This window comes from Pseudomonas sp. NPDC087612 (assembly GCF_044743505.1).
GTDB lineage: Bacteria > Pseudomonadota > Gammaproteobacteria > Pseudomonadales > Pseudomonadaceae > Aquipseudomonas.
In genome coordinates this window covers 284062-299205 of the sequence record NZ_JBIUWO010000005.1, presented here as the reverse complement: position 1 = coordinate 299205, position 15144 = coordinate 284062, and the positions used below count along the sequence as shown (strand labels likewise).

Here is a 15144-nt window from a genome sequence, read left to right as displayed (position 1 = left end):
TGTGGCTTAACGCTTTTCAGGACCTGCGACCCAAAGCCTTCCCCAAGTGCTTCGCAGGTTCTTTTTTATTCCAGCCGGCGATCCCGGCAAAACGATGCTGGCCAGCAAGTGCCAGCTCGACAGGAGTGTGACATGTCTGAAGTACGCCATTCGCGAGTGATCATCCTCGGTTCCGGCCCTGCCGGTTACAGCGCCGCCGTCTATGCCGCGCGCGCCAACCTCAAGCCCCTGCTGATCACCGGCATGCAGGCCGGCGGCCAGCTGACCACCACCACCGAAGTCGACAACTGGCCGGGCGACGCCCACGGCCTGACCGGCCCGGCGCTGATGCAACGCATGCAGGAACACGCCGAGCGTTTCGAAACCGAAGTGGTGTTCGACCACATCAACGCCGTTGACCTGGCCAGCAAGCCGTACACCCTCAAGGGCGACAGCGCCACCTACACCTGTGACGCGCTGATCATCGCCACCGGCGCCAGCGCTCGCTACCTGGGCCTGCCATCGGAAGAAGCGTTCATGGGCAAAGGCGTTTCCGCCTGCGCGACCTGCGACGGTTTCTTCTACCGCAACAAGCCGGTCGCCGTGGTCGGTGGTGGCAACACCGCCGTCGAGGAAGCCCTGTACCTGGCCAACATCGCCAGCAAGGTCACCCTGGTTCACCGCCGCGAGACCTTCCGTGCCGAGAAGATCCTCATCGACAAGCTCAACGCCCGCGTGGCCGAAGGCAAGATCGAGCTGAAACTCAATGCCACCCTGGACGAAGTGCTGGGCGACGACATGGGCGTCACCGGTGCGCGCCTGAAGAACAACGACGGCAGCTTCGACGAAATCAAGGTCGACGGCGTGTTCATCGCCATCGGTCACACCCCGAACACCTCGCTGTTCGAAGGCCAATTGACCTTGAAAGACGGCTACCTGGTAGTCAACGGCGGCCGTGACGGCAACGCCACCGCGACCAACGTTGAAGGTGTGTTCGCTGCCGGTGACGTGGCTGACCACGTGTACCGCCAGGCCATCACCTCGGCCGGTGCCGGCTGCATGGCCGCGCTGGATGTCGAGCGTTACCTGGATGGGTTGCAGAACGCAGCGCTCTGACAGGTTTGATGGTGAACAAAAAACCGGCCTGATGGCCGGTTTTTTTGTCTCTGCATTCTGCCTCAGAGGCTCAGGCGCATGGACAGGTCCACCGCTTTTACATCCTTGGTCATCGCCCCGATGGAGATGTAGTCGACACCCGTTTCGGCGATTACCCGCAAGGTGCTTTCCGTCACCCCGCCGCTGGCTTCCAGCTTGGCTTTGCCGGCATTCAGGCGCACCGCTTCGCGCATGTCATCCAGGCTCAGTTCATCAAGCATGATGATGTCGGCGCCCGCTTCCAGCGCTTCTTTGAGCTCATCCAGGCTTTCGACCTCGATTTCTACCGGCTTGCCCGGGGCAATGCGGTGCGCGGCGCTGATCGCCTGGGCGATGCCACCGCTGGCGGCGATATGGTTTTCCTTGATCAGGAAGGCGTCGTAGAGGCCGATGCGGTGGTTATGGCAGCCGCCGCAGGTGACCGCGTACTTTTGCGCCAGGCGCAGGCCGGGCAGGGTCTTGCGAGTGTCGAGCAGTTTGACCTGGGTGTCGGCGACCTTGTCGGCGAGGAACTGCGCGTGGCTGGCAACGCCCGAAAGCATCTGCAGGAAGTTCAGCGCCGAGCGCTCGCCACTGAGCAAGGATCGGGCCGGGCCTTCGAGGTGGAACAGTACCTGGTTGGCGCTGGCGCGCTCGCCATCAGCGACCTGCCAGTGCACCGCAACCCGTGGGTCGAGTTGGCGGAACACCGCGTCGACCCAGGCCGTGCCGGCAATCACGCAGTCATCGCGGGTAATGATGGTGGCCTTGGCCAGGCGCTCGGCCGGGATCAACTGGGCGGTGATGTCGCCACTGCCGATGTCTTCAAGCAACGCACGGCGCACGTTGGCTTCGATTTCGGCGGTCAGGTCGGCGAGGCGTAAATTCGGCATGGCGGGCTCCACAAGCTAAGTGCTGGCGATTATAGGGCAGGGCAGCCCGCGCTTGCAGCAAACACTGTAGTGGCGGCCAAAGCTTGACATTTGGTCAGGCCAACTGAGCTTTTTGTCCGGGCACCGGTCTATCAGCAGCGGCATGTGCGCACTGGCGAGCAGGAGGTTTTTACTCGATAATGCGCCTTGTATTTGGCGTCATAGCTTTGACGACCGCTAAAAAGCTCAAAATCGAACCTGCAAGGAGACCAGGATGCACAACGACGGGAAGGTGGTGCCGATCAAGGCCATCACCGATCAGGCGCACACAGCGCCCCTCGCTCGTCTGCCGGTGGTGCTTCTGCAGGTACGTGACAAGGCCGCGCTGCAACTGCGCCAGGGCCTGCAGGCGTTGTTCGACAACGCCGACGACACCCTGTTCGAGATGGCCGACAAGGCCGCGAGCAACGTTGAACAGAACATCCTTTTCGAAGCCATGCGCGACCTGCGCCTCAAGCGCAAGAACATCGAGCGCGGTTACCTCGACCATTTCTATGAAGCGTTCGTGCAGATCGGCCAGCCCGATGCCCTGCCGGCCCTGCACAGCCATGGCTACGACCGCCTGGCGCTGGTGGCCAATGACGAGCTGGAACGTACCGTGGCCCTGGATGCCATGGTTGCGCGGGTGCTGGCCCGCGACGGTATCGCCCTCAACCAGTTGACCTTGCGCTTCAGCGCCCTGGTCGGCCAGGCCCTGGACGATCCGCGCAACCCGCTGGGCCCGGCGATGCTGTGCGATTATTTTTTGCGCGCCGGGCGCAGCCTGGGCGTGGGCATCAAGGTCAAGCTGATCATCCTCAAATTGTTTGAGCGCTATGTGCTGCACGATGCCGACCAGTTGTACGGCGAGGCCAACCAGTTGCTGATTGCCACCGGCGTGTTGCCCGAACTCAAGGCCGTGCCGCGACGCCGCGCCCAGGACCGCCCGCCGGCTGAGCGCGAGGCTGCGGCCAGCACAACCGACCAGCAATCGCCCAGTGATCCGCTGGATGCCAACGGCCAGGCGGTATTTGCCTCGTTGCAGGCGCTGCTGTCGCCGGTGCGCGGGCGAGTTGCCCCGCGCCTGGAGGCCTGTGAGCAGGTCCAGGCGATCAGCACCCGTGACCTGTTGCGCCTGCTTTCGCACCTGCAGCATTACGTGCCGCCGACAGCGCAGACCGATGACTTCGACCTGCACCAGCAGCTTGAACAGTTGCTGACCCGGGTCAGCGTAAAGAGCGGCACCTACCGCAAGATCGAGGTGGTCGACGAAGATGTCATCAACCTGATCGCCATGCTCTTCGAGTTCATCCTCGCCGATCGCAACCTGCCGCGTTCACTGCGCGCCCTGATCGGCCGCATGCAAATCCCGATGCTCAAGGTCGCGGTCCTCGACAAGAGTTTTTTCAGCCGCAGCAGCCACCCGGCCCGGCGCCTGCTTAACGAGATCGCCACGGCGGCCATGGGCTGGGGCGCCAGCGATGATTGCCAGCGCGACAGCCTGTACCTGCGGGTAGAAAAAATCGTCCAGCGCCTGCTCAGCGACTTTGTCGACGACCCGGCGATATTTTCCGAACTGCTCGCCGAATTTCTCGCCTTCAGCAGTGATGAGCGACGTCGCAATGAGCTGCTCGAACAACGCACCCGCGACGCCGAAGAAGGCCGCGCACGTACTGCCTTGGCCCGTCAGCGGGTGCAGCAGGAGCTCAACCGGCGCCTGCTCGGCCGCTCGCTGCCGCGGGTGGTGGTGCGCTTGCTTGAAGAGGCCTGGAGCCAGGTGCTGTTGCTGGCCTGCCTCAAGCATGGCGACACCTCCAGCCAGTGGCTCGAAGCCCTGGAGACCATGGATGAGCTGATCTGGAGCGTGCAACCGCACACTGAAGACGCAGCGCGCCTGCGCCTGCTGGAGCTGGTGCCGGGCCTGCTCAAGGCCTTGCGCGATGGCCTGGCCAGCGCCGCGTTCGATCCGTTTGCCACCAGCGAATTCTTTGCCCAGCTTGAAATTCTCCATGTGCAGATGTTCGATACGCCGGTGGTCGGTGGGCGGGTGGTGCCCAACGACGTCAGCGAGCGGGTGCTGGTGCTTGATGAAATCGTCCTGCGCGCGCCTGAGGCCGGCGAGCCGCAAGCAGCCCAGGTACGCCTGGCCGATGACGACCCGGCATTGCTGCAGGTCGAGCGCCTGCGCATCGGTGCCTGGGTCGAGCTGCTCGATGAAGACGAGGTGCAGCGCTGCAAGCTGATTGCCCAGATCGACAGCACCGACCGTTTCATCTTCGTCAACCGTACCGGCCTCAAGGTCCGCGAATGGTCGCGCATGGCCCTGGCCGTGGCCTTGCGCCGCGGGCATGTGCGCCAGCTGGACGACACCCTGCTGTTCGACCGGGCCCTGGACTCTGTGCTCAGCCAGTTACGCCAGGCGCAGGCACGCTAGTTTCCTGCGCGTTTTAACGATGCATCCCGCGTCACCACGGGGCATACTGAGCCAGTGCCCCCGTGTCTCAGGATTTTCTATGCAACTGGACCGCGCTACTGGCTGGTTCGCCGGCGTTTGCCACTGTCCCTCGCCCAACTGCAATGCCCGCGCCGAGGGCGAAGTCATCTCCCTGCTGGTTATCCACAACATCAGCTTGCCGCCAGCGCAGTTCGGTACCGGCAAGGTCCAGGAATTTTTCCAGAACCGCCTGGATGCCAGCGAACACCCGTATTTCGAAGGTATCCAGCACCTGCGCGTGTCGGCGCACTTTCTCATCGAACGTGACGGCAAGGTCACTCAGTTTGTCTCTTGTCTGGACCGCGCCTGGCATGCCGGAGTGTCCTGTTTCGACGGGCGTGAGGCATGCAACGACTTTTCCATCGGTATCGAGCTTGAAGGCACTGATGAATTGCCTTTCACCGATGCCCAGTATCAGGCGCTACAAACATTGACCCGGCAGATCCAGGCTGCCTGGCCAGCCATTGGCACTGAACGGATTCAGGGCCACAGCGACATTGCCCCGGGACGCAAGACCGACCCTGGTGATGCATTTGACTGGCCGCGCTACCGCGCCGGCCTCAAGGACAAGGAGGAACACCCATGAGTTTTCTGGTGCTGTTGCTGGTGCTGTGGTTCGAGAAGTTCTCGGCCCTGCGCCAGCGCCTGCAACGCGACGGTTTTTTCGTCACCGAGCTTGCGCGCCTGGAGCGTGACGGCAGACGCCACCCCTGGTGGGTGTTGGGCATCCTGGTGTTGCTGCCGGTGGGCCTGCTGGCCTTGCTGCTGCACGTGCTGGAGCCGGTGGCCTACGGTTTGCTGGCCTTGCCGGTGCACCTGCTGGTGCTGATCTACAGCCTCGGTCGTGGCGACATCAAGGCCGCGCAAGGACCGTTTCGCGATGCCTGGCGCCGTGGTGACGAGCAAGCGGCGGTGCATGTCGCCGAACGCGACCTGGGCCTGACCGCCGACGATGCCCTGGCATTGCTGGAGCGGGTGCAGGGCAACCTGTTGTGGCAGGCCTACCAGAGCTTTTTCGCGGTGATTTTCTGGTACTTCCTGCTCGGCCCGGCGGCTGCCCTGGCCTATCGGCTATTGGCGCTGACCGCCGAACATGGGCGCACCCCTGCGTTGCGCGAGCATGCCTTGCAACTGCGCCACGCCTTTGACTGGGCGCCGGTGCGCGTGCTGGGCGTGAGTTTTGCCCTGGTTGGCAACTTCGTCGCGGTCAGCCGGGTGATGCTGCACGAACTGCTCAACTGGCACATCAGTGCCGCCGGCTTGATCAGCACAGTTGGCCGTGTAGCCGGTGATTTGCCGGCCAGCACGTCGGCAGGCCCCGATGGTCTGCTCGGGCTGGATAACCTGTGGGAGTTGCTGCTGCGCTCGGCAGTGCTCTGGTACGCCTGTTTCGCCCTGTGGACCGTGCTTGGCTAAGAGTCGTGACGGAGCGGCCGTTGGTCGCTCCGCAGCCGGTTAACCTTAAGTTACAAACCCCCGATCCGATATGCGCTATACAGGTGCTGCTGAATACACTCAGTGGCCTTGTGCCACTGTGCGCAGAACAATAAGAATCGGAGGGCGCCACCTGTGAACAGCCTGTTGTATCCGGCCATCGCGTTGATGAACCGACTGAGCTTCGGGATGAAGTTCAGCTTGATCAGTATCCTGTTTTTCCTGCCCATGCTGGTGACCAACTACTACCTGGTCCGCGATTCCTATGCGCAGTTCCACGCCACCCGCACCGAGCTGCAGAGCCTGGAGTTGCTGGCCAGCAGCCTGGCCCTGCGCGGCGAGGTGGAAGCCCTCGGCAACCTGGTGCAGATCAATGCCGTGCTCGGCCAATCGGGCAAGGCCGCGGATCTCGAGACGCAGATAGCCGGCGTCGAGCAACAGGTGCAGCGGCGCCTGTCCGCCTTGGCGGCAATGAGCGGCGATGAAGCACAGGTCAAGGCTTTTGATGACAAGCGCAGCGAGATGCTCGAGACCCTCAAGGCGGCCCAGGGCGAGTCTTCGCTGTCCAGCAAGGTGGCGTTTTTCGACAAGCTGCTGGGCCAGGCCCAGGTGCTCAGCAAAGTGGTTGCCAGCCAGGCCGGGCTCAGCCAGGACAGTGACTCGGCGATTCGCCAGCTCAGTGAACTGATGACCACGGTCACTGCGCAGGTGACCCAGACCCTCGGCGAGGGACGGGCGATCGGCTCGTATTCGCTGGGCCAGGGCTTTGTCAATTCGGCGTCCAGCGCACGCTTCGATGACCTGCTGCAGAAGCTGGAAAAACTCGGCGCCGACTACGCCATCCGCCTGGATGAAGCGCTGGCTACCGAGCCCGGCGCGCAAGCGCGGCTGGGCAGCCTGGCCAGCAGCAGCCAGGCGTCGCTCAAGCAGGCCAGTGAACTGATCGAGGAGCAGGTCGTGGTCGCCGACACCCTCGACGCGCCCTGGCCGGGGTTCTACAAGCAGTTCAGCGGTTTGATCGAGCAGACCTACACGCTCAACAGCGCCGTTGGCGAGTTCCTCGGCCACCAGCTCGAGCAACGCCTGGCGGAACACCGCTCGCACATGATCCTGCAGGTCTGCGCGCTGGCCGCGGTGTTCCTGCTGATTGTCTACCTCTACAGCGGCTTCTACGCCTCGACCCGCAACACCCTCAAAAGCCTCGGCGCGGTGATGGACAAGGTCGCTGCCGGTGACATGACGGTGAACTTCCAGGCCAGCAGCCGCGATGAGCTGGGCGAGTTGGGCCAGGTATTCAACGGCACCGTGCGGCGCATTCATGACCTGATCGAACAGGTCGGCCACACCGTCGCCGAGGTCGAGCGCCAGGCCGAGCAGGTGCACGCGGTGTCGGCGCGCAGCAACCAGGCGGTCAGCGGCCAGCGTGGGCAGATCGAACAGGTGGCCACGGCCATGAACCAGATGTCGGCCACCGCCCAGGAGGTAGCGCGCAGCGCCGCGGCGGCAGTCAGCAGCGCCCACGGCGTCAACCGCGAAACTGTCAGCGGCCGCGGCCTGGTGCAAACTCAGCAGGGCAATATCGCCCGCCTGGCCGGCGAAATCGACCAGTCGGTGGCGGTGATCAACCAGCTGGCCAGCGACAGCAAGGCCATCAGCCGGGTGCTGGAGGTGATCAAGAGCATCGCCGAGCAGACCAACCTGCTGGCCCTCAACGCTGCTATCGAAGCGGCCCGGGCGGGTGAGCAGGGTCGTGGCTTTGCCGTGGTCGCCGACGAAGTGCGGACCCTGGCCAAGCGCACCCAGCACTCCACCGAGGAGATCGAGCAGATGATCTCGCGCCTGCAAGGCGGGGTAGGGGCTGCCGTCAAGGCCATGGACAGCAGCCATCAGATGGCCTCGGGCACCGTCGGCGAGTCGCAACAGGTGCAGCAGGCGCTGGAGAACATCCTTGGCGCCATCGGCAGTATCGTCGACCAGAACCAGCAGATCGCCGCCGCAGTGGAGCAGCAGACGGCGGTGGCCCATGACATCGACCAGAACATCGTCGAGATCAACCGGGCGGCGGAGAACACCACCCAGGGCGCGCACCAGACCGAGGACGCCAGCCGCCAGCTGTCGACCCAGGTGCTGGAACTCAAGCGTCTGATCGGTGCGTTCCGGGTCTGAGATCAGCGGTTGCTGAAGTTTTCCGCGCTGTGACAAAGTAGCGCCCTGCAGGATTCCAGGGAGCCGGATGTGTCGGCAACGCTGCGGGTGTAGTCTCACCCTCACAGCAAACGGAACCTCGAGTCCACGCGATTCGGCTCCCTCAGCAAATTCACTGACGAGGTACAGACATTGGCCATCATCCATCCCAAAGTCCGCGGTTTTATCTGCACCACTACGCACCCGACCGGTTGCGAGCTGAACGTACGTGATCAGATCGAAGCCACCCGCAAGCTGGGCGTGCGCGAGGATGGTCCGAAAAAAGTACTGGTGATCGGTGCATCCAGCGGCTACGGCCTGGCAGCGCGCATCACCGCAGCGTTCGGTTTCAAGGCCGACACCCTGGGCGTGTTCTTCGAAAAACCGGGCACTGAAACCAAGGCCGGCACCGCGGGCTGGTACAACGCTGCCGCCTTCGACAAGTTCGCCAAGGCCGAAGGCCTGTACAGCAAGTCGATCAATGGCGATGCCTTCTCTGACGAAGCGCGGGCCAAGGTCATCGAGCTGATCAAGAACGAAATGGGCGGCCAGGTCGACCTGGTGATCTACTCGCTGGCCTCGCCAGTGCGCAAACTGCCTGCCTCGGCCGGTGAGCGCGCAGGCGAGCTGGTTCGCTCGGCACTCAAGCCAATCGGCCAGCCGTACAAGTCGACCGCCATCGACACCAACAAGGACACCATCATCGAGGCGTCCATCGAGCCGGCTAGCGAACAGGAAATTGCCGACACCGTCACCGTCATGGGCGGCCAGGACTGGGAGCTGTGGATCGACGCCCTGAACGCCGCCGGTGTTCTGGCGCCGCAAGCGCGCACCGTGGCCTTCAGCTACATCGGCACCGAGATCACCTGGCCGATCTACTGGCACGGTGCCCTGGGCAAGGCCAAGCAGGACCTGGACGAAACTGCCCTGCGCCTGAGCAAAAAGGTCGGTGGCAGCGCCAACGTGGCGGTGCTCAAGTCGGTGGTTACCCAGGCCAGCTCGGCCATTCCGGTAATGCCGCTGTACCTGTCGATGGTCTTCAAGATCATGCAGGAAAAGGGCGTTCACGAAGGGACCCAGGATCAACTGGATCGCATGTTCCGTGACCGTATGTACCGTGCGGACGGTGCCCCGGCGCAGCTGGACGAGAAAGGCCGCCTGCGCCTGGACGACTGGGAACTGCGTGACGACGTACAGGATGCCTGCAAGGCCCTGTGGCCGCAGGTGACCACCGAGAACCTGTTCGAAATGACCGACTACGCCGGTTACAAGAAGCAGTTCCTCAACCTGTTCGGTTTCGAGCGTCAGGATGTTGACTATGACGCCGATGTGGCGACCGACGTACGGTTCGACTGCGTCGAGCTGTAATTAGGCGTTGCTAACTCTTTGTTGTCGCACCTGTTTTTCCTCGGGTGCGGCAACAGTTTCAAACTCGAAACACAATTTGAAACAAGTATGTCAGTGGCCTTTTGCTACCCCCTCCTCGGCACTGATCTATACCACTCATTCAAATGCCCTTTAAACCGTCAAGGTTTCGACAGGAGGCACCATGAGTGGACTGCAAAAACTAAAAGAGCGGATCAGGCAAAAGGGTCTGCAAAAGGTCCTCAAAACCCTGTGTGAGCGCTACATCTTCTTCCATTGGGAGTTGCTGTGGATGGAGCGCGACCTGATCAGCCCGGTACCGCCGCACAACCTGCGTGAGCATCCTGCGGTGCGCCTGGTGCAAATCACCACGGACAACGCCGATGCCTTCGCCCGCTATTTTGGCGACCGCGTGCAGACCATGCGCGAACTGGCCGCCGAAGGTCACACCGGGCACATGTACCTGGACGAGCAGGGCGACGCCGTGGCGTTTATTTTTGCCAGCATGCGCGACTATCACGACCGTCATTACTACGGCTGCACCTTCCCGGTGAAGCCCGGCGAGTTCTTTGAGTTCGGCGGCGAGATGACCCGTGCCTTCTTTGGCACCCGGCTGTCGGTGGATGCCCAGGTCAATTTGTGGGAAGCCATGCGGGAAAAGGGCTGCCACAAGGTGGTGGACGTCTGCGAAACCCACAACATTCCGGCGCTCAAGCTGCATCTGCGCATGGGCTATCACGAGCAGGGGCGGGTGATGCACGTGTATGGCCTATTCGGACGCTGGCGCCTGTTCCGTGAAACCCGCTACGATGGCTCGCGACTGAGCGGTTTGCGCAAGGTCCCTGCACCGCGGGTAGCGGCTTCGGCATGACAGAGGTCGATGAGCAGTCTCGAAGCATTCCCGGCTTTGCCCGTTGCCAGCAACCGCGGCGAGGCCTTTCGTGAGATCACCGCCGATGGCTTTGCCCTCGGCGGTTTCTGTTGGCGCCAGCAGGTGCCGGACGCCACGCGCCCGCTGGTGATCATCAATGCCGCCACGTCGGTGCGCTGCAGCTACTACGCGCGTTTTGCCCAGTACCTGTTCGGCCATGGCCTGGATGTCATCACCTATGACTATCGTGGCATCGGTGAGTCGCGTCCGGCGTCCATGCGCCATTTCCAGGCGTCCTGGAGCGACTGGGGCGTGCTGGATTTCGAAGCCATCCTGCAACGTGCCCAGCGCGAGTTCCGCGGCCAGCCCATCGATGTGGTCGGCCACAGTTTTGGCGGTTGCGCGGCGGGGCTGGCGCCTTCGGCGGGGCAATTGCGCCGGCTGGTCACAGTGGGCGCGCAGTTTGCCTACTGGCGCGACTATGCCGCCGACAGCCGCTGGCAACTGTTCGGCAAATGGCACGTGCTGATGCCGTTGCTGACCCGCGTGTTCGGTTACTTTCCCGGCAAGCGCCTGGGCTGGCTGGAAGACACCCCGGCCGGGGTGGTGCGCGACTGGAGTACGCGCACGGCGGCGTATGAGCAGCGCCCCAGTGGCCGGGCGCTGGGTGAATTGCCCTTCGCCCGGGTCAGGGCGCAAACCCTGGCCATCAGCCTGAGTGACGACCCGTTTGGCACGGTGGCGGCGATCGAGCGCTTACTGGCGTACTTCGAGGCCAGTGAGCGCAGCCATCTGCGCATCGCCCCGGGGGATATCGATGAAAGCCGGATCGGTCATTTCGCCTTTTTCCACAGCCGCTTCCAGGACCGGCTGTGGCCAATTGCCCTGCACTGGTTGCAGCACGGGCAACTGGCCGAAGGCACGCCAGGGCGCTTGATCAGCCCAGGCGCTTGAGCGGCTGGGCGGCGAACTTGACGCCGGCCAGGCCATGCTCGATCAACGCGCGAATGTTGCTGTGGTCGCTGCCTTGCGGGGTGGCCAGCACCGAGCGGTAGTGCTCGCCAAACGCCAGCAGGGCTTCGTCATCGCTCAGGCCCTCAAGCAGGGCCAGGCCCAAGGTCTTGCACGAACCTTCGTTTTGCCCGGCTGCGTTGTCGACGCCGCCGTTGTTGAAGGCTTGTGGCTGGTAGCTGTAGTTGGCGGCGATGAAGGCCAGGGTGTCGGCGAAGGCATGTTCGCCGGATTTCAGGCTGGCGCGCAGGGTACTCAGGTCAGTCATTGGGTTTTCCTTTGGCGAACGCCGCTTGTTGTTCGGCGCTGGCTTCTTGCTGGTAAAGGGATTTCCATTCGGCGTAAGGCATGCCGTAGACCACTTCGCGGGCCTCATCCATGCTCAGCTCGATCTGCTTTTCGTCGGCGGCGGCCTTGTACCATTTGGACAGGCAGTTGCGGCAGAAGCCGGCGAGGTTCATCAGGTCGATGTTCTGCACGTCCTTGCGGCTGTCCAGGTGGGCAACCAGGCGGCGGAAGGCGGCGGCTTCAAGTTCGAGTTTCTGTTGATCGTTCATGGACGTTCTCGTGACAGCGGTAGTTCAGTCTACCGCGATGCGGTTTTTCAGGTGGCGGCCACCGTTGATGACCAGGTTGCTGCCGGTGCTGTACTGGCTGTCGAGCAGAAAACGCACGGCATCGATCAGCGGCTGGGCGCCGGGCTCGAATTCCAGCAGGGCCTTTTTCAGGGTCTGCTGGCGGTAGGCCTCGTCGCTGTTTTCCTTGAGGATCAGCAAGCCCGGGAGGATCGCGTTGACGCGAATGCTCGGCGCGTACTTGGCAGCGAACGACAGCACCATGTTCTGCAGCGCGGCCTTGGTGGCGGCATAGCCGATATGGCTGCCGCTGCCGCGCGAGGAGGTCTCGTCGCAGATATGGATGATGTCGGCTTTGTCGACTTTGGCCAGTTGCGCGCCGAGGGCCAGGTTCAGGTGGTAGGGCGCCTCGACGTGCAGCTTGAACATGGTGTTGAGGTTGGCCAGGTCATCGTCGAGCCACAACGAGGCGTTGTGCACGATCGCCCGCAAGCCGTCGTAATCGCTTTGCAGGTGCTCGATCAGGGCCAGGCGGTCGGCTTCCTGGCACAGGTCGGCCTGGAACTGGATGATGTTCGGGTGCGCGGCCTCGGGGCTTTTGCTGCGGCTGGCGCTGACCACGGTATGGCCGGCCTGCGCCAGGTTCAGGGCCAGCGCCAGCCCGACTCGCTGGCTGGCTCCGGTGACAAGAATTGGGCTGTTCATGGTGGGGGCGGTCAACTTTTACTGGTTCGCTTGGATAACCCCCAGCATACCCGAACTAAGCGGGATTGCGCGCGCCCTGCGGCCCCGGGCGGGCGGGGCTGGCGTTCAGCCAGTTGGCCAGCAGGCGGGTCGACAATGGAATAAAGAAATACACCATCAACGGCGTCAGCCCCAGGGTACTGAGAAGGATGCGCGGCACCAGCTCCAGCGCGCCCAGCCAGTGGCCGAAGATCAGGTTGAACAGCAGTGACACCGGAAAGAACGCCAGCCAGATCGCCACCGCCTGCTTCCAGCGCGGCGGGCGCTGCACCGGGTTATTGCCGAACCAGCCTTCCAGGCCGCTGACCCGCTGTTCCGATGGCTCGGCGAACAGGCCATTGCCACGGGCCAGCCAGGCCTTGCGCGAGGCCGAATGCTCCCAGGCATGCATGGTCTGCTCGTTGGCAAAGCGGAAGATAATCTGGAATTCGTCGCCTTGCGGCGGCGGCGCGAGCACGCCCGAGCCCAGGTAGCCGGGAAAGTCGGTGGCCAGCTGTTCGCCTTCGTGCAGCCAGGCCATCAGGTCCTGGTAGCGACCATCGGCGACGCGGCGGGTAACCATCAGGGTTACGGGTGGGGTAGACATGGTATATCTCCTGGCAACTGGGCGTGGCGGGTAGGCCTGCCCCTTGAACGCCGCCCGGGGTGCTGGGCGGTATTCGCTTCTGTGCAAGAATCGATGCAAGAATCGGGCGCGGATTATTCCTTAAATAAGCTGACTCGTCAGTGCTGGTACTCGCCCACCTGTTAGAAATGCCAATGGTGGTGCTGGTGATTGGCGGAGTAGAATGACAATTGGCCCATAAACCCGCGGTTTCCCGGCAATGATCGAACCAGACCAGCCTTCATTGAATTCCCGTGAGTTTGACCACGAAGAACTGTTCCCGATCCGCGAAGTATCCCGCCTGACCGGTATCAATCCGGTCACCCTGCGTGCCTGGGAGCGCCGTTATGGGCTGATTCAGCCCACGCGCACCGAAAGTGGGCACCGTTTGTACTCGCAAGCGGACATCGACGAGGTACGTAGCATCCTCGGCTGGATCGAGCGCGGGGTTGCCGTCAGCAAGGTCGGGCGCATTTTGGCCAAAAGCCAGAATCTGAAGAGCGAAAGCCAGTCACCGCGTAGCGACGAATCCCAGGCCGATTTCAACCAATGGCAAACCCAGCTGCGCCAGGCCGTGAGGGCTTTCGACGAGCGCCGCCTGGAGCGGGTATACGGCCAGGTGTTCAGTAGTTATCCACAGCTGGTGGTGTTCCAGGACATCCTTATGCCGGTCTGGCAGGAGCTGCGCAGTACCCACGAAGCTTTCGGCCAGGCCAGTGAATGGCTGTTTCTCGACAGCTTCCTGCGCGGGCGGGCGTTGCAACGTTTGCAGCTGGCGCGTGAGCAGCAGGAAGTGCGTGTGGTGCTGGCGGCGATCCCCGGCCAGTGCCGGGAACTTGAGTTGCTGGTGGCGGCGCTGTTGCTCGGCACCAGCGAAATCGCCATCAGCGTGCTCGGCCTCGGTCAGCCGCTGGAAGAGCTTGGCCTGGTCTGCGAGCGCATGACCCCGCATGCCCTGGTGCTGTTTTCCAATCATCCGCCGGCCAGTGATTTACCCAAGCGCCTGGCGCGCCTGGCGCTGGCACTGGAGTGTCCGTTGTTGCTGGCGGGAGAGGCGGCGGACCTGGCTCAGGACAGCCTGATCGGCTCGCAAGTCGCGTGTTTGGGCAGCGAAGGACGCTTGATGCGCCGGCGGCTGCAGCAGTACCTGGCCGGTCACCTGGATTCTTGAGGGTGCAACTCCGGATGGGCGCGCCGGTGTGCCTGGAGAATGTATTCGCGTAGCCGCTCGATTTCAGCCGGCAAGCTCTGGCCCAGGTTATAGGCGGCCAGGCGTTCGCCGGTGCGCCGCTGCAGGGTGCCGTGCAAGGCAATCGGGGCATCGCCGTCGGGGCTGAACCAGAGGTCAAAGTGTTTTGGTGGTTCGGGCAGCTCGCGCACTTCCAGCAACACACCCTTGAACGAGATTTCCCGCACCCACAAGCCGGTACTCAGGCCCAGCTCGTCTTCCAGTGCCACCGGTTGCTCCAGGGTCAGGCGCCAGGGGCGAACCACGGCGCCTTCTTCATAGATGTTCGGTGCACCCAGTTGCAGGTGCAGGGCATGGAACTCGTCTTCAACCAACTGCAGCGGAAAGGTCATCTGCTGGTTGTTGAACTGGGCCTGCAGGGTTACCTGCTCGTCGGCGATCAGTCGGGTCAGCAGGTTTTTGATTGCGCTGCCGCCATTGACCATCAGGCGCGACGCCGGTTCAGCCGGGATGGGCTGGGCCGCGTGCTGCATGGAGCGGATGAAGTCCAGCTCATCCTGGGTCAGAAGGGCATCTGCTTGCATGGTCGAACTCGAAGTTACAATCGTGAATGCGTTTCTTCACCGTCATGGACAACCAAACGGCGTGT

The 15144-nt window shown here is 62.9% G+C and carries 14 protein-coding genes and 2 pseudogenes; 10 read left to right on the top strand and 6 right to left on the bottom strand.

The features are described 5' to 3' along the window. Positions 1-132 precede the first annotated feature (132 nt). Complete coding sequence (gene trxB / locus ACIOVF_RS12645; protein ID WP_045196073.1) at positions 133-1095, top strand: thioredoxin-disulfide reductase; 963 nt, start codon at positions 133-135, stop codon at positions 1093-1095. Between the two features lie 62 nt (positions 1096-1157). On the opposite strand, the gene nadC is transcribed toward trxB, so the two are convergent. Continuing rightward, the gene (nadC, locus tag ACIOVF_RS12640; RefSeq protein WP_045196075.1) at positions 1158-2006 is read right to left on the bottom strand and encodes a carboxylating nicotinate-nucleotide diphosphorylase; all 849 of its coding nucleotides are present in this window, start codon (positions 2004-2006) and stop codon (positions 1158-1160) included. Between the two features lie 253 nt (positions 2007-2259). On the opposite strand from nadC, the gene ACIOVF_RS12635 reads away from it, so the two are divergent. The 8 genes and pseudogenes from ACIOVF_RS12635 to ACIOVF_RS12600 all read left to right on the top strand — a co-directional run bounded on the left by ACIOVF_RS12635 (position 2260) and on the right by ACIOVF_RS12600 (position 11326). Continuing rightward, entirely contained in the window at positions 2260-4458 is a 2199-nt protein-coding gene (locus ACIOVF_RS12635; protein ID WP_401289781.1) for a DUF1631 domain-containing protein, read from the top strand. Between the two features lie 79 nt (positions 4459-4537). Then, positions 4538-5104 carry a 1,6-anhydro-N-acetylmuramyl-L-alanine amidase AmpD gene (ampD, locus tag ACIOVF_RS12630; RefSeq protein ID WP_093387983.1) on the top strand — a complete coding sequence of 189 codons (567 nt, stop codon included), beginning with the start codon at positions 4538-4540 and terminating at the stop codon, positions 5102-5104. Continuing rightward, positions 5101-5934, top strand: coding sequence for a regulatory signaling modulator protein AmpE (gene ampE, locus ACIOVF_RS12625; protein WP_401289777.1), 834 nt, complete (start codon positions 5101-5103; stop codon positions 5932-5934). Before ampD ends, ampE begins: the two co-directional genes overlap by 4 nt. Positions 5935-6120: 186 nt before the next feature. After that, positions 6121-7263 (top strand): annotated as a pseudogene (locus tag ACIOVF_RS12620) (HAMP domain-containing protein); the annotation flags it as partial. Between the two features lie 282 nt (positions 7264-7545). After that, positions 7546-8118: pseudogene (locus ACIOVF_RS12615) on the top strand (methyl-accepting chemotaxis protein); the annotation flags it as partial. Positions 8119-8289: 171 nt separating this feature from the next. Next, the gene (fabV, locus tag ACIOVF_RS12610) at positions 8290-9504 is read left to right on the top strand and encodes an enoyl-ACP reductase FabV (RefSeq protein ID WP_213602410.1); all 1215 of its coding nucleotides are present in this window, start codon (positions 8290-8292) and stop codon (positions 9502-9504) included. Positions 9505-9685: 181 nt separating this feature from the next. After that, a complete protein-coding gene (locus ACIOVF_RS12605) occupies positions 9686-10372 on the top strand; it encodes a GNAT family N-acetyltransferase (RefSeq protein ID WP_045196087.1) in 687 nt (228 codons plus the stop codon). 9 nt (positions 10373-10381) lie between these two features. Continuing rightward, positions 10382-11326, top strand: coding sequence for an alpha/beta fold hydrolase (locus ACIOVF_RS12600; RefSeq protein ID WP_045196088.1), 945 nt, complete (start codon positions 10382-10384; stop codon positions 11324-11326). Here ACIOVF_RS12600 and ACIOVF_RS12595 read toward each other — a convergent pair. From ACIOVF_RS12595 to ACIOVF_RS12580, 4 genes are read right to left on the bottom strand one after another with little or no spacing between them, the layout of a single operon-like run. Continuing rightward, complete coding sequence (locus ACIOVF_RS12595) at positions 11310-11651, bottom strand: HopJ type III effector protein (protein WP_045196090.1); 342 nt, start codon at positions 11649-11651, stop codon at positions 11310-11312. The two genes, ACIOVF_RS12600 and ACIOVF_RS12595, sit on opposite strands and share 17 nt — an antisense overlap. Next, positions 11644-11940 carry a DUF1244 domain-containing protein gene (locus tag ACIOVF_RS12590; protein ID WP_045196092.1) on the bottom strand — a complete coding sequence of 99 codons (297 nt, stop codon included), beginning with the start codon at positions 11938-11940 and terminating at the stop codon, positions 11644-11646. The genes ACIOVF_RS12595 and ACIOVF_RS12590 overlap by 8 nt, the downstream gene beginning before the upstream one ends. A 24-nt stretch (positions 11941-11964) precedes the next feature. Then, a complete protein-coding gene (gene folM / locus ACIOVF_RS12585) occupies positions 11965-12663 on the bottom strand; it encodes a dihydromonapterin reductase (protein ID WP_401289770.1) in 699 nt (232 codons plus the stop codon). Between the two features lie 55 nt (positions 12664-12718). Then, entirely contained in the window at positions 12719-13288 is a 570-nt protein-coding gene (locus ACIOVF_RS12580) for an antibiotic biosynthesis monooxygenase (protein WP_045196096.1), read from the bottom strand. Between the two features lie 238 nt (positions 13289-13526). On the opposite strand from ACIOVF_RS12580, the gene ACIOVF_RS12575 reads away from it, so the two are divergent. Continuing rightward, the gene (locus ACIOVF_RS12575; RefSeq protein ID WP_401289767.1) at positions 13527-14477 is read left to right on the top strand and encodes a MerR family transcriptional regulator; all 951 of its coding nucleotides are present in this window, start codon (positions 13527-13529) and stop codon (positions 14475-14477) included. Here the strand turns inward: ACIOVF_RS12575 and ACIOVF_RS12570 are convergent. Then, positions 14462-15079 carry a hypothetical protein gene (locus tag ACIOVF_RS12570; protein WP_093387998.1) on the bottom strand — a complete coding sequence of 206 codons (618 nt, stop codon included), beginning with the start codon at positions 15077-15079 and terminating at the stop codon, positions 14462-14464. The genes ACIOVF_RS12575 and ACIOVF_RS12570 overlap by 16 nt on opposite strands. Between the last annotated feature and the right edge of the window lie 65 nt (positions 15080-15144).